The sequence below is a fragment of the Stenotrophomonas sp. YJH_SMC_36 genome (assembly GCF_059369935.1).
This window is the reverse complement of record NZ_JCAFTD010000005.1, coordinates 281,976-295,059: the sequence shown is the minus strand read 5'-3', so window position 1 is coordinate 295,059 and position 13,084 is coordinate 281,976. Positions and strand designations below refer to the sequence as shown.

Genomic DNA, 13,084 nt, shown 5'->3' with positions numbered 1-13,084 from the left:
CGGCCCTGCAGCGGCGGGCTCAGAAGTCCGCGCGGATGCCGAAGGTGATACGACGGCCGGAGAACTCGTACTGGGTCGGGAAGGCCTTGTCGATGGTGTAGCCGGTGGTCTTCTCGTCGAGCAGATTGATCGCCTCCAGGTTCAGCTTCCAGGTGTCGGTGAGGCGGAAGCCGATCGATGCATCGAGCTGGCCATAGGCATCGCGGTAGACCGGATACATGTTCAGATGGATGTACTCGACGTACTTGTCCTTGTAGTTGTACGAGGCGCGCGCGCTGAAGCGATCGTTCTCGTAGTACAGGGTGACGTTGTACGCCTTCTCGGCCAGGCCTTCCGGCGGCGTCGGGATATCCAGGTCGGATGCACCGGTCAGCGAATTGTCGAGCTGGGTGTAGTTGGCATTGATGCCCCAGCCCTCCAGCGCCGGGTGCAGCATCGACAGCGGCAGCTGCGCGACGAGTTCCACGCCGGTGACCTTGTACGAGCCATCGGCGTTGACCGGCTGGTAGACCTCGAAGTCGTAGTAGCCGTCCAGCGAACCGTTGGCGTTGAGTTTCTCCACGTTCGGCACGATGCCGGTCAACGACTGCCGCACTACGCCGTCGATCTTCTTGGAGAAGTACGACGCGGCCAGCAGGCCACCGTTCTGCAGGTACTTTTCCAGGCCCACTTCCCACTGCCTGGCGGTGGTCGGCTTCAGTGCCGGGTTGCCGTCCATGAAGCGGAAGCTGCTCCAGCTGACGGTGCGGCGGTAGGCAATGTCGGTCAGCGACGGACGCATCAGTGTTTCCGAGGCAGCACCGCGCAGCACCAGGCCGTCGGCGATCTCGGCGGTCATGTTGAAGCTGGGCAGGATCTTGCTGTAGTCGCCGCTGCTCGAAATCGGCGTCGGCGTGTAGCCGTTGCTGCCATCGGCGTTCTGCACCGGATGGAAGCCTGACGAATCGACGTCGGTGTCGATCGAACGCACGCCGAGGTTGGCGTACACCGGTACCTGTCCGATATCGAAGTAGAGATCGGCCATGGCATACAGCGCCAGGGTCTTCTCCTTCACCTCGTAGTACTGGCCCGGATCGATCGGGGTTTCATAGCCCGGGTAGCGGAACGTAGCGCGCGCATAGGCGTTGGAAACCTGCTGCCAGTCCAGGTCGCTCGGGCGATACGCACCACCCGGTGCCAGCTGGCTGATCCACACCGGGTTGCTGTCGGCCAGCGTGCGCGTATTGACCCACGCGGCGCTGCCGGCGGCCGGGCCCTGGATCTTGCCGCTGCCGAACGCGCGTTCCTTGGTCTTGTCGGTGTAGCGCGCGCCGAACTGCACGCCGCTCAGTGCCGGGAAGAAGGCCAGGTTCATCTGCCGCCTCAGGTCGAGCTGTGCGGCGTACTTGTCATCCTTCACCTTCTCCAGCTCGGTTTCGTACGCTTCGAACAGGTACTTGTCCGCGGCGTTGTACATGTCGAAACCGCCGGTTGTGCTCGGCACGGTCTCGCCGCCGTTGCGGGTCCAGCGCGTGCGCGACGGCGCGTAGGCCACGTGCTTGAGGTTGGCGTAGTCCGAGTCCTTGCGCGCGCCGGAGTAGCCGACCAGCGCGTCGATGTCCCAGTTGCCCACCTTCCAGTCCAGCGTGCTGCTGAACTGACGGTAGTCGGTATTGGCGTTGCGTTCCTTGCTCAGGATTTCGTGCTGGGTGGCGGTGTAGGACACGTCCTTCAGCACGGTGATGCCGTAGGCCGACAGCGTGTCACGGTCGTAGTCGTGGATGGTGTCCAGCGTGCTGCGGCTGGAGGCCGAGTACGCTGCGGCATCGTACTCGTCCTCGTGTGTGTCGTAGCCGCCGAGCATGGCGTCGAAGCTGAGCGAGAACGTGTCGCTGGGCTTGAACTGCAGCGAGGCGGTGGCGCCCCACTGGTCCTGCTCGTTGAGGTAGACGCGGTCGCCGACCTTGTCCTGGAAGACAATCCGGCTGGTTTCATCCTTGTCCATCCGGTTGCTGACGACGATGCCGGCATCGCGCGCCAGCACCGCGGCGGCCTGCGAACCGCGCGTACCCGACGCCTCCAGGAAGCGGCCCATGGGACGGAAGTTGATGCCTGAGTTGGAGTCGGTGCGGTTGGTGCGCTTGGCCTTGGAGAACGACACCAGGCCGCCCCAGTTGCCCCAGGTGTCACTGGCGAGGAAGGAGATCTTCGGATCGATCTTGCCGTTGATCGAGTTGTGCGAAGCTTCGGCCGACGCACTGAACTTCGGCTCGGGGAAGTCGAATGGCTTGGCCGTTTCGATGTAGACCGAGCCGGCGATGCCGCCTTCCTCATCGGCGGCGGTCGGCGACTTCTGCACGGTCACCGTCTGCACCACGTCCGAGGCGAAGATGTCGAACTGCACGTCGCGTCCGCCACTGCCGGAGGCCGTCGCCAGGTTGTTGATCGAGACCAGGGTGAACTCGCTGGGCAGGCCACGCACGCTGACCCTGCTGCCCAGGCCCTTGTTGCGTTCGATGGTGACGCCCGGCATGCGCTGCAGCGCTTCGGCGAGATTCTGCTCGGGAAAATCGGCCACGTCGGTGGCGACGATCGAGTCGGAGAAGCCGATGTTGGCGCGCTTCAGGTCGACGGCGCGCTCCAGGCTCCGTGCATAGCTGCCGGTCACGGTGACCGTGTCCAGCTGCTGCAGCTGTTGGCGGGTATCGCCTTCGATCGCCTCCTCGGCCATCGCTTCGACGGGCAGCACGGCCAGGCCGCCGATCAGCACCGCATGCACGGCGCGGGACAACAGCTTCGCTTGGGAGGCCGCGGCGGCGGCCTCCCGGGTCTGATAACGCATCGGATGATTCCCCGGTTCCCTGTGGTGTCTTACGCCGCGCCTGTTCCCGGGTTCCGTGGGTACAGGCCCCTGCGCCGCGTTGCCGACGTTCGGCGGGCACCGAGCCTAGGGGGAGATTGTTAAGCCCGTGTTGCGCTGCGTGAGGGCCGGCGTCCGAACCCCCATCCCAGCAGCAGCTGCACCGGCAGTGATACCAGCAGGCCGATGACGAACCAGCGTGGGAAATCCGCGCCGAGCGTCCACAGGCCGTAGCCTGCGCCCAGCACCAGCAGCGACCAGATCGAGGTGCCGTGCGCGCGCGGCCAGCAGGGCGCGTAGTAGGTGGCGAAGGCGATCGCGGCGATGCCGCCGAGCACGGTGAACGCCAGGTCCCAGCCCAGCTGCGCTTCGCTGCCGGGATGCAGGCCGAGCAGCGCAGGCAGCCAGCCACCGGCACTGGTGACCAGGGCAAGCGTGAGCAGCGCGCCAACCAGGGCAACGATGGAAAGAAACACAGTCTTGAGCATGCCGGGCATGGCCGCATTGTACGGCCGGACCGGCAGGGTGATGGCTTACAGCAGCTGCCTCAGCATCGCCTTCAGGCGTCGCCCTTCCTGCTGGAAGTAGTCGCGCTGCTCACGCCAGGCCGGGAACCGTTGCTCGACCTCCTGCCAGAACGCCGGCGAGTGGTTGGGCTGGATGAGGTGGCAGAGCTCATGCACCAGCACATACTCGAATGCCTGCGGACGCCCCAGGACCAGCGCAAGATCCAGGGCCATGCTGCCATCGGGAGCCAGCGAACCCCACTGCGAGGACATCACCTTCAAGCGCAGGCGGCTGGGTGCCCGTGGCAGGCCGGGCAGGTAGCGCGGCAGCCAGCGGCCCACGTCGGCGCGGGTCTGCGCCTCGAAGAACTCGCGCAGCAGACGGCGCAGGGTCGCGTCACCGGCACGGGTCGGCCACTGCAGGCAGGCGCCGTGCTCGTCGATGTCCAGGCGTGCGTAGCGGCCTTCCTGCCAGCGCAGCGGCAGCAGCTCCCCGCGCAGGGGCAGCACCCCGTCCACGCCGGGCTGCAGCGGTGCGGGCAGGCCCTGGCCCTGGTACTGGCGCAGCTGCAGTGCCAACCAGTCGCGATGCTGCTCCAGGAAACGTTCGCCCATCACCAGGCTGGCGCGCGGCGGCAGGGTCAGGCGCGCGCCGCGTTCGTCGACGCTGAGCTTGATGCGGCGCGCGCGCGGATCGCGTACGCGCAGCACGTCGATCTCGGCATCCTCCAGGCGCAGGCGAACGGTATCGCGCTGCACGGTGGCGGGCGGTGTGGGCGAGATCAGGCGGCGCAGCAGGCGGCTCATGCAGCCAGCATAGCGCTGCTTCGGGCCGCTGGATGACCGGCGGCCCACGCGGTGCCTGTTCAGTCAGCCTTGCTGAGCTTGAACGCCTCTTCCAGCAGCAGGAACAGGCGGCGGATCTCGGCGCTCTGCAGGGCGAACCGTGCGTCGAACTCGGCGCGCCGGCCCTCCTCGTCGGCATGCTCGAGCTGGTCCAGGGCGCCGTCGAGGAACTTCAGCTTGCGCACGATCAGGTCGTCGCCGATGACGAAGGACAGGTTGTCTTCGAAGATCAGTGCCAGCTTGGTCACCTGCTTGCCGGCGTCCAGGTGCTTGTCGATCTCGTCGCAGCGCAGTTCCTGGTGCTGGCACTTGACCACCGCACCGCCCTCCACCGGATCCTTCATCTCGCACTCCTCGCCCAGGCTGAGCCCGGTCGGCAGCGGTTCGCCGGCGATCCAGCCGGTCAGGATCGAACGCGGCGCGACTTCGGCGTTCAGCGGCATTGCCGGGAAGCTGCCGAGCAGGCCACGGATGTCGGACATGAAGTACTCGCCGGTCTTGCGGCTGGACGTATCCACCGCGACGTAGCCGTGCTGCAGGTCGATGAAGGCGTCGTTGCGCGAGGACTTCACGAAGGCGCGCGGCAGCAGTTCATGCAGCAGGTCGTCCTTCATGCGCTTGCGCTCGCGGCCACCGGGGCGCCGGCCTTCCTTCTCCTCGATCTCCTCCAGCTTGCGCTCGAGCAGGTCGTTGACCACGGCTGCCGGCAGGATCTTGTCCTCGCCGCCGACCGTCAGCCACAGGTGCTCGGCGATGCGGTGCGAGAGCTGTTCCTTCTCCTCGCGGCCGAACGGTGAAATGAAGCCGCGCGAATTCATCTCCAGCGCGCCGACCGGCTTGAGCACGGCGTGCGGCAGCAGCGTATCGATTTCAGAAAAATCAGTGGCGGTCGGGAAACGGAAGAACGTCAGGTTGCGAAAGAACATGGATTTCCGGATGGCAAAGAGAAAGGGCGACCGACCTTATGCGGTGGGCGTCTCGGGATCTGCGTCGGCGTCGACCGGGGTACCGGCCAGCCAGGCATGGGCATCGGGCAGCGGTGCGTCATCGCGACGGCCCAGCGCCATGAAGTCGAACAGGGACGTGTCGGCCAGCTGCGAGGGCCGGACCTGGCCCATGGCGCGCGCGATCTGCTCGATGCGGCCGGGGTGGTCCCTGTCCCATTGCTTGAGCATCAGGCCGACCTGGCGGCGCTGCAGGTTTTCCTGGCTGCCGCACAGGTTGCAGGGGATGATCGGGAACCGGCGCGCCTGCGCGTACGCGACGATGTCGCTTTCGCGCACGTAGGCCAGCGGCCGGATCACCACGTGCCGGCCGTCATCGCTGCGCAGCTTCGGCGGCATGCCCGACAGCTTGGCGTGGTGGAACAGGTTCATGAAGAACGTGGCCACCATGTCGTCGCGGTGGTGGCCGAGCGCGATCTTGGTGAAGCCGTGGGTCTCGGCATGGTGGTACAGCGCGCCGCGGCGCAGGCGCGAGCACAGCGAACACATCGTCTTGCCTTCCGGAATCACCCGGCTGACCACCGAATAGGTGTCCTGCTCGATGATGTGGTACGGCACCCCGAGCCCGGCCAGGTACTCCGGCAGCACATGCTCGGGGAAGCCCGGCTGCTTCTGGTCCAGGTTCACCGCCACCAGTTCGAACGGCACCGGTGCCTTCTTCTGCAGCTGCACCAGCATGTCCAGCAGGGTATAGCTGTCCTTGCCGCCGGACAGGCAGACCATGATCCTGTCGCCGGCCTCGATCATGCCGAAGTCGGCGATCGCCTCGCCCACCTGGCGGCGCAGGCGCTTGGCCAGCTTGTGCTGCTCGCGCGCGGCCGCGCGCGGATCGCGGGGCGTGCGCGGCAGGGGATCGGGAAGGGAGATCACGGCACTCATGCCTGCCATTCTACCGGCTTGGAGCGGCCCCGGCCGGGGAACGGTCCGGCCCTCTCCCGGTGGTCATCATCGCTGTGTATGCTCGGAGGCTGTGGACACCTACAGCCCCGCCGAGATCGCCGAACGCCTCGCCGCCCTGCGCGCCGAGCACCGCCTGCTGGATGAACAGATCACCCGCATGGCGGCCAATGGCGAGGACGAGCTCGAGTCCAAACGCCTGAAGCGGCGCAAGCTGCAGCTGAAGGACTGCATCACCCGGCTGGAAAGCCTGCAGATTCCCGACGAGCCGGCGTGAGCCGGGTTCAGGTGGGTGCCCACCTTGGTTGGCACGACTGGAAGGTGTGTGGACCAAGGTCCACACCCACCGTAGGACCCGGCGCGACCTTCAATCCTGCGGCGCAGGCTCGTCCGGGCGTGCGGCTTCCGGGCTGACCCGCTCGATGGTGTGGCGCAGTTCGCGACCGAGGATGAACTTGGCGTCCTTGGCCCAGGCATCCAGGCGCTGGTCGAACAGCAGCTTGCTGTTCTCGTCGGGCCATACCAGGCGCAGTTCGCGCAGCTTCTGGATGAAGCTGCGGAACAGGGCCTTGTCGAAGAACTCCGGTGCCGCCGGCGCGTAGAGCAGGCTCAGGCGCTGTGCGGCCTGCTGGCACAGGCTTTCCAGTTCGGCGGCGCCGAGCGTGCCCGGCCCGTTCTTCACCAGCACCGAAATGGCGATGTAGTAGCGCTCGAAGGCCTGCTGCAGGGAGTGGCCGATCGCACGCAGGCGGAACACTTCGTCGGTCTGCCCGGTGTTGCGGGCAAGAATGCCGCCATCGTCCTCGTTGACGTTCTGCAGCAGTCCCTCACGCACGAACACGTCGATGGTCTGGTCGATGCGCTGGGCGAACTCGTCCTCGGTCCACGGCAGGAACAGCTCGGCCTGCAGGAACGGGTAGACGGTGCGGCCCAGCTGGACCAGGCCGGTGCGGCTCATGCGGCGGTTGTTCTGGAAACAGCACGCCACCCACGAGGAGGCGGTGAACAGGTGCAGCACGTTGTTGCGGAAGTAGCTCAGCAGCACCGCGGTGTCGCCGCTCACACTGAGCACGTCGCCCAGCGGGTGCTTGATGCGGGTGAGGACGTTGATCTCCTCGGCGTGGGCGATGATCCGCTCCGGCGAATGCGGAGTCACCGTCACCCGGTCCGAATACGGCATCTCGACCAGCAGGGTCTTGCACAGTTCGATCTGCGCGATCAGGTCCGCCTCGCCCATTGCATGCTTGGGCGTGGACAGCAGGGCCAATGCCAGCAGATTGATCGGGTTGACGTCCGCCGCACCATTGATGCGTTCCTGGATGCGCTCGGCCAGTGTATCGACAGTGGTCGACAGCCATGCCGGCTTCTCGTCTTCCGGCACCGCCTCACCCTTCCACTCCGGCGCCTTCTCGGCCAGCACGTCGTTCAGCGCGATCGGCTCGCCGAAGTTGACCACCACCTGCCCGTAGTTCTGCTTGAGCACCTTGGGGATGCCCCACAGCAGCTGCCAGATCGATTCCTTTTCCTTCGGTCGGCCGGAGAGTTCGTCCAGGTAGCTGCCACCTTCCATCAGCTTCTCGTAGCCGATGTAGACAGGCTGGAACAGCACCGGCTTGCGCGGCTGGCGCAGGAAGGCACGCAGGGTCATCGAGATCATGCCGCCCTTGGGCTGCAGCAGGCGGCCGGTACGCGAACGGCCGCCCTCGACGAAGTACTCGATGGAATAGCCACCGGCCACCAGCTGCGCGACGTACTCGCTGAGCACCGCCGAGTACAGCGCGTTGCCGCGGATCGAGCGGCGGATGAAGAACGCGCCGCCCTTGCGCAGCAGCGTCCCGACCACCGGCAGGTTGAGGTTGATGCCGGCCACGATGTGCGGCGGCACGATGCCGCGGTCGTACAGCAGGTAGGACAGCAGCAGATAGTCCATGTGGCTGCGGTGGCTGGGCACGTACACCACTTCATGGCCCGGTGCGGCCGCCTTGAACTTGTCCAGATGGTGAACCAGCACACCGGCATAGATCCGGTTCCAGACATGGCTGAGCATGAAGCTGGCCGAGCGCACCACCGGGCTGGAATAGTCCGCAGCGATTTCCCAGGCGTAGGCATGCGCCTTCTTCCAGGCATCGGCCGGCTTGGAATTGTCGCGCTTGGCCTGCGCGGCGATCGCTTCGCGTACCGGCTCGGCGGCCAGCACCTGGTCCACCAGCAGGCGGCGGGTGGAAAGGTCCGGGCCGATCACCGATTCGCGGATACGGCGGAAATGGGTGCGCAGCACGCGTTGCAGCTTGCGCACCGTACGCTCGGGCTCCAGGCCCTCGTTGACGGTGGAGCGCAGCGAAATCGGCGGAGCGAAGCGGACGATGGTGCTGCGGCCGTTGAGCAGGACCGCCAGCAGGCGGCGGAAACGGCCGACCAGCGCCCAGTTCTCCGAGAACAGTACGGCAAACCACCCGCTCTGCTTGTCCGGCGCGCGGCCGACGAAGATCGACACGGGCACCAGGTGCACGTCCAGATCCTCATGCACGCGATGCGCCTGCAGGACCTTGGCCAGCGAATCGGAATGGGTCTTGGCGCCACGCTGTTCCGGAATCAGCGAGTTGCTGGAACTGCGCCGCGACAGTGCCAGGTAGGCGCGTTTGCGACCGGTCGGGTCGCCGGCCAGCGGCACCAGCGGTGACGGCAGGCCCGCCTGGCGGCACGCCTTGTCCAGGATCAGCGCATTGGACAGCCCGTAGTCTTCCAGCACGTACATCACCGGACGGCCATCGTTGTACTGGCCCGGATCCTCAGGTTCGATCTTCAGCGACAGCCACGGCTCGACCAGGCGGCCGAGCAGCCGTGCCCACAGCGGGCGGCGGCCGGGAGGACGGGCGTGCACGGGCGGCGGCACCGGATTCGGGCCGGTACTGGTCGAGGGGGACGCCAGCGCCGTTTCGGCGGGCGTCGACTGGGATTCTTCGCCGGGGAACGGCAGCGGGTTCTGTTTCGACATCGGCGCCATTATGGCTTAGGCGGCGGCATTGCCGCTTCTTCGCCTGCATCGGCGGGTTCGGCCGGGGCGGGCGCGGCTGCCGCACGGGCCGCGTCGGCCTGGCGCAGTATCGCGTCGGTATCGGCCAGAGTGCGGGTCAGGTACCAGTGACCTTCGCGCCGGCTCAGCGGCAGCTGCAGGGTCAGCTCGCGCCCGGCCAGGTCGTACTGCAGGCGGACCAGCGCGTTGTCGCCCTCCAGTGACAGCACTTCGCCGCGGATGCTGCGCAGGGCTTCGTCCACCCCCAGCCCGTAGCTGGCCAGCACGGCCTTGAGCGTGTGGATGAACGGCGCCAGCTGCTGCAGGCTGCCTTCCATCCCCGCGGCCTGCAGGCCGGCATCATCCTCGAAGCCGACCTGGGTGGCGGCGCCGACGAGCGCGGCGATGCTGCTGCGCGCCCGTGCGCGATCGCTGATCGGTGCGCCCTGCGCCCAGCCGGACAGGGCCTCCACGAGGGCGATGTAGTGGGCCTGCTGGCTGGGCGTGTATCCCTTCTGATGGCGTAGGTACTGCACCCCGAAGTTGCCCATCGACTGCGCGGCCTGGCGCACCGCGCCGGACTGCCCGGCCAGCTGGCGGTCGAAACTGCGCTGCAGTTCGGCGCTGGCGCCGGGCCTGCGCAGGGCGGCCAGCATCGGCAGCAGCTGGTCACCCAGCGGCAGTTCGGTCAGCGGCCATTGGCTGTGTCCGTCCGCCCAGGCCTGCTGCAGCCGCTGGTACCGGCTGGGGGGCACCGACAGCTTCGCGTAGCCGAGCAGATCGTCCTCGGCCAGACGCTGCGCCATCGCCTGCACGGCGGCCACCGGTTCGGCTGCCGGTCGGGCCGGATCACTGCCTGGCTCGCGGCACGCGGCCACGGCCAGCAGCACCATGGCCGCCAGCCCCCACCCTCGTGCAGACTTCGTTCGCACTACCGTGCTCATGCCTTCGGACTCCCCGGACCGGTCCGCATCTTGCGGCCTGCAAGGTGACAGCGGCAAGCCGGGACGTCACGGTTTCCAGCCAAGGGGGTCAGAACCCCTCTGCTGCGGCAGAAGGGATCTGACCCCAGCGCCGCCACCGGGATAAAAAAAAGAGCCCGGATCACGGGGATCACAGGCTCCTCAAGCCGGCTCGAGGCCGGAGGACAGTGTTGTGGCGCAGGTCCGGTCCGAAGACCGGATGGCGCGATCCTACGCCGCCGCACAACTTAAGGCAACACATGATGTAATGTTATTCAACTTATTGATTTTATTGAATCAATCGCGTTGCCACACGGATTCGATGAAATCCACGGCATGTTTTTCGGCGATTCGGGCATAAACCCCCGGGTAGCCGGCCAGGGCACAGCCTTCGCCCCAGCTCACGATGCCGAACTGGGTCCAGCCCTCCCGCAGGCGCAACAGCAGCGGCCCGCCCGAATCGCCCTGGCAGCTGTCGATGCCCTCGCGACCGGCACAGATCACCTTGCCGCGGGCCAGCTCACCGGCGTATGCCTGCTGGCATTGCGTGAAGGGCACGAAGGGCGTCCGCACCGCCTGCAGCTCGGTCGGGTAGATCACGTCGTCATCGATGCCGGTGTCACCCCAGCCGATCACGGTGAAATCACGACCCGGCTTGAGATAGCTGGCGTCCGGACGCAGGCGCAGGGCAACCGGCTGCACGTCGACCAGCGGCGCGCTGAGGTGGATCAGGGCCACATCGTGCTCCAGGGTGTTGCCGCTGTTGAAGGCCGGGTGCACGTGGATCGCCCTGATGTTGGACGCTCGAGGCGATGGCGCGGTGGCCAGCGTGGTGCTGCCGGCCAGCACCGCCAGCCGCGCGGGCGAGTTGCCCTGTACGCAGTGCGCGGCGGTCAGGATCCAGGACGGCGAGATCACCGTGCCGCCGCAGACGTGGCGGTCGAAGTCACTGTCCCCCAGCTCCAGGCCCTGCAGGCTGACCATGAACGGATACTCGCCGGGCACGGCCGGGGCGCCGCCGATGATGTGGGGCGACCCGGTCGCCGGTGCTGCTGCGGTGGCAGGAAAGATGGCAGCGGCCAGCAGGCCACCGAACAGCAAAGAGGTGCTGCGATACATATCCTTGTACTCCCTCTATCGATGATTGGAACCGGCGAAGCCGCGGTCCACGCCGGTGCATCGATTGGAAGGGCGACCACCCCCGCGCACTGCGAGCGGGCTCACAGTTCATCGGTGTGGGGACGGTCGCGTCATTACGGGAGCCACAATTGCGAACGCCATCCCGCATGCAGCGCGATGGCGTTCATGATGTCACCGTGATCGCTGTTGGTGCGGGACTCAGCGTGCAGCCAAAGCCGACGCGATTTCCTGCTGGATCGACCGCGCCGCTGCCTGCGGATCGGCCGCCAGGCGGATCGGTCGACCGACCACGATGGCGTCGGCGCCATCGGCAAACGCCTGGGCGACGCCGACGGTACGCTTCTGGTCGTCGCCGACCGGACCCCCGGGGCGGATGCCCGGGCAGACGATCGAGAAGCCGGCACCGGTCGCGGCACGGATCGGCGCGGCTTCCTGGCCTGATGCGATCACTCCGTCGATACCGGCGGCCTGCGCGGCCAACGCGCGCTCGACCACCACGTCCACCGGCTCGCGGTCGATCCCCATCTGCGCCAGGTCCGGACGCCCCATCGAGGTCAGCACGGTGACCGCCAGCAGGCGCATGTCGCCGGTGCTGGCCGCGGCGCAGGCTTCCATCATTGCCGGATGCCAGCCGTGGATGGTGGCGTAACTGACCGGCCACTGCGACAGCCGCCGGATCACCGCCGCCGCGGTAGCGGGGATGTCGAAGAACTTCAGATCGACGAACACGCGCTTGTCGCGGCGCGCCAGCTCATCCAGCACCTGGAAGTAGTCACCGGACGCCAGCAGTTCCATGCCGATCTTGTAGAAGGCCACGCTCTCGCCGAGGCGGTCGACCCACTCCAGTGCCTGTACGCGGTCAGGGACATCCAGCGCGAAGATCAGGCGCTCATCGTCGCGCAGCGGCAGCGGTGCGCGGCTCACGGCGCGTAGTCCAGGGCAGCGCGCTTGGCCTCATGGCGTGCCTGGCGCGACTGGCTGTAGTCATTGTTGAACTGCGCCGGCTCGAAGCCGCCGTAGGTCGGGTTCGGCAGCATCCACCAGCGCTCGCCGAACCAGTCGTGGTACTGCTGCAGCAGTGCGTCACGCCCTTCATTGGTGTTGGCGGTCACTTCCACGAAGTCGCCCAGCTGGTCGCCGAACTGCATCAGCACGCGGTACTTCTGCCCGGCCAGGCGGCGGCGGCAGTTCTTCTCGCTACCGGCCTGCTCGCAGCCTTCGACCACGGTGCCCAGGCCCAGGAACACGCTGTCATCGGCGACCGGCAGGCCCTGCTCGCGCAGGTTGGCCAGGGTCGCTTCCTTCAGGTGCACGGCGCGGTTGGAGATGTACAGAAGGGTCACGCCGCGGGCATTGGCCGCCTTGGCGAAATCGACTACGCCGGGAATCGCCTTGGCCTTCTTCTCCGCGACCCACTGGTCCCAGCTCAGCTCGTCGTATTCCTTGCCATCGCGCACCAGGCGCGCCTGGTAGGGCGAGTTGTCCAGCACGGTTTCGTCCACGTCCAGCACCACCGCGGGCTTCAGGCCCTTGGCCTCGTTGCCGCGCTCTTCCGGCACCAGCGCGTCCCAGTGGGCTTCCTTCAGCGCGCCGTCCAGGCGGTCGGCGGCGGCACGGTAGGTCTGCTCGGTGATCGCGCGGTACTCCTGCGCGCGCTGCATCCACAGCACCGCGTTGAGGTTGTCGTTGGCGGTCGCGTCGCCGGCCGCCCCGGTCTTGGCAGCCGGGGCCACCGGAGCGGCCGCGTCGGTGGCCGGGGTCTCGACGCGCTTGCAGGCGGACAGACCCAGCAGCGCCGTGGCGAGCAGGGTGAGGGACAGGGAAACAGGACGACGCATGGCATTCACCGGCAACAGATATCGGCTCATTTTACCGGC

Annotated in this window: 11 protein-coding genes; 1 reads left to right on the top strand and 10 read right to left on the bottom strand. The window is 67.0% G+C overall.

The features are described 5' to 3' along the window. Positions 1-19 precede the first annotated feature (19 nt). From AC5P76_RS11715 to ttcA, 5 genes are all read right to left on the bottom strand, one after another. Complete coding sequence (locus AC5P76_RS11715) at positions 20-2,821, bottom strand: TonB-dependent receptor (protein ID WP_253118399.1); 2,802 nt, start codon at positions 2,819-2,821, stop codon at positions 20-22. A 119-nt stretch (positions 2,822-2,940) separates the two neighbouring features. After that, the gene (locus tag AC5P76_RS11710) at positions 2,941-3,336 is read right to left on the bottom strand and encodes a hypothetical protein (RefSeq protein WP_253118398.1); all 396 of its coding nucleotides are present in this window, start codon (positions 3,334-3,336) and stop codon (positions 2,941-2,943) included. Between the two features lie 36 nt (positions 3,337-3,372). Next, a complete protein-coding gene (locus AC5P76_RS11705; protein WP_053516073.1) occupies positions 3,373-4,152 on the bottom strand; it encodes a M48 family metallopeptidase in 780 nt (259 codons plus the stop codon). A 59-nt stretch (positions 4,153-4,211) separates the two neighbouring features. Further along, entirely contained in the window at positions 4,212-5,117 is a 906-nt protein-coding gene (locus AC5P76_RS11700; protein ID WP_164151482.1) for a recombination-associated protein RdgC, read from the bottom strand. A 36-nt stretch (positions 5,118-5,153) separates the two neighbouring features. Continuing rightward, positions 5,154-6,074 (bottom strand): tRNA 2-thiocytidine(32) synthetase TtcA, encoded by a 921-nt coding sequence (gene ttcA, locus AC5P76_RS11695; protein ID WP_414487589.1) that lies wholly within the window; start codon positions 6,072-6,074, stop codon positions 5,154-5,156. A 91-nt stretch (positions 6,075-6,165) separates the two neighbouring features. Here ttcA and AC5P76_RS11690 point away from each other — a divergent pair, with 91 nt between their 5' ends. Beyond that, entirely contained in the window at positions 6,166-6,369 is a 204-nt protein-coding gene (locus AC5P76_RS11690) for a YdcH family protein (protein ID WP_053516066.1), read from the top strand. 90 nt (positions 6,370-6,459) lie between these two features. On the opposite strand, the gene plsB is transcribed toward AC5P76_RS11690, so the two are convergent. From plsB to AC5P76_RS11665, 5 genes are all read right to left on the bottom strand, one after another. Next, entirely contained in the window at positions 6,460-9,096 is a 2,637-nt protein-coding gene (gene plsB / locus AC5P76_RS11685; RefSeq protein ID WP_065174083.1) for a glycerol-3-phosphate 1-O-acyltransferase PlsB, read from the bottom strand. After that, positions 9,096-10,049, bottom strand: coding sequence for a hypothetical protein (locus tag AC5P76_RS11680; protein ID WP_253118397.1), 954 nt, complete (start codon positions 10,047-10,049; stop codon positions 9,096-9,098). The genes plsB and AC5P76_RS11680 overlap by 1 nt, the downstream gene beginning before the upstream one ends. Positions 10,050-10,364: 315 nt before the next feature. Continuing rightward, positions 10,365-11,186 carry a serine protease gene (locus AC5P76_RS11675; protein ID WP_445393963.1) on the bottom strand — a complete coding sequence of 274 codons (822 nt, stop codon included), beginning with the start codon at positions 11,184-11,186 and terminating at the stop codon, positions 10,365-10,367. A 219-nt stretch (positions 11,187-11,405) separates the two neighbouring features. Continuing rightward, positions 11,406-12,131 carry an orotidine-5'-phosphate decarboxylase gene (pyrF, locus tag AC5P76_RS11670; protein WP_053516059.1) on the bottom strand — a complete coding sequence of 242 codons (726 nt, stop codon included), beginning with the start codon at positions 12,129-12,131 and terminating at the stop codon, positions 11,406-11,408. Then, positions 12,128-13,045 carry a 5'-nucleotidase, lipoprotein e(P4) family gene (locus AC5P76_RS11665; RefSeq protein ID WP_111187117.1) on the bottom strand — a complete coding sequence of 306 codons (918 nt, stop codon included), beginning with the start codon at positions 13,043-13,045 and terminating at the stop codon, positions 12,128-12,130. Before AC5P76_RS11665 ends, pyrF begins: the two co-directional genes overlap by 4 nt. Between the last annotated feature and the right edge of the window lie 39 nt (positions 13,046-13,084).

Bases quoted from the DNA above. Each gene is read 5' to 3' on its own strand.
- AC5P76_RS11715 (WP_253118399.1), bottom strand. From the start codon at position 2,821: ATGCGTTATCAGACCCGGGAGGCCGCCGCCGCGGCCTCCCAAGCGAAG.
- AC5P76_RS11710 (WP_253118398.1), bottom strand. From the start codon at position 3,336: ATGCCCGGCATGCTCAAGACTGTGTTTCTTTCCATCGTTGCCCTGGTT.
- AC5P76_RS11705 (WP_053516073.1), bottom strand. From the start codon at position 4,152: ATGAGCCGCCTGCTGCGCCGCCTGATCTCGCCCACACCGCCCGCCACC.
- AC5P76_RS11700 (WP_164151482.1), bottom strand. From the start codon at position 5,117: ATGTTCTTTCGCAACCTGACGTTCTTCCGTTTCCCGACCGCCACTGAT.
- ttcA (WP_414487589.1), bottom strand. From the start codon at position 6,074: ATGAGTGCCGTGATCTCCCTTCCCGATCCCCTGCCGCGCACGCCCCGC.
- plsB (WP_065174083.1), bottom strand. From the start codon at position 9,096: ATGGCGCCGATGTCGAAACAGAACCCGCTGCCGTTCCCCGGCGAAGAA.
- AC5P76_RS11680 (WP_253118397.1), bottom strand. From the start codon at position 10,049: ATGAGCACGGTAGTGCGAACGAAGTCTGCACGAGGGTGGGGGCTGGCG.
- AC5P76_RS11675 (WP_445393963.1), bottom strand. From the start codon at position 11,186: ATGTATCGCAGCACCTCTTTGCTGTTCGGTGGCCTGCTGGCCGCTGCC.
- AC5P76_RS11665 (WP_111187117.1), bottom strand. From the start codon at position 13,045: ATGCGTCGTCCTGTTTCCCTGTCCCTCACCCTGCTCGCCACGGCGCTG.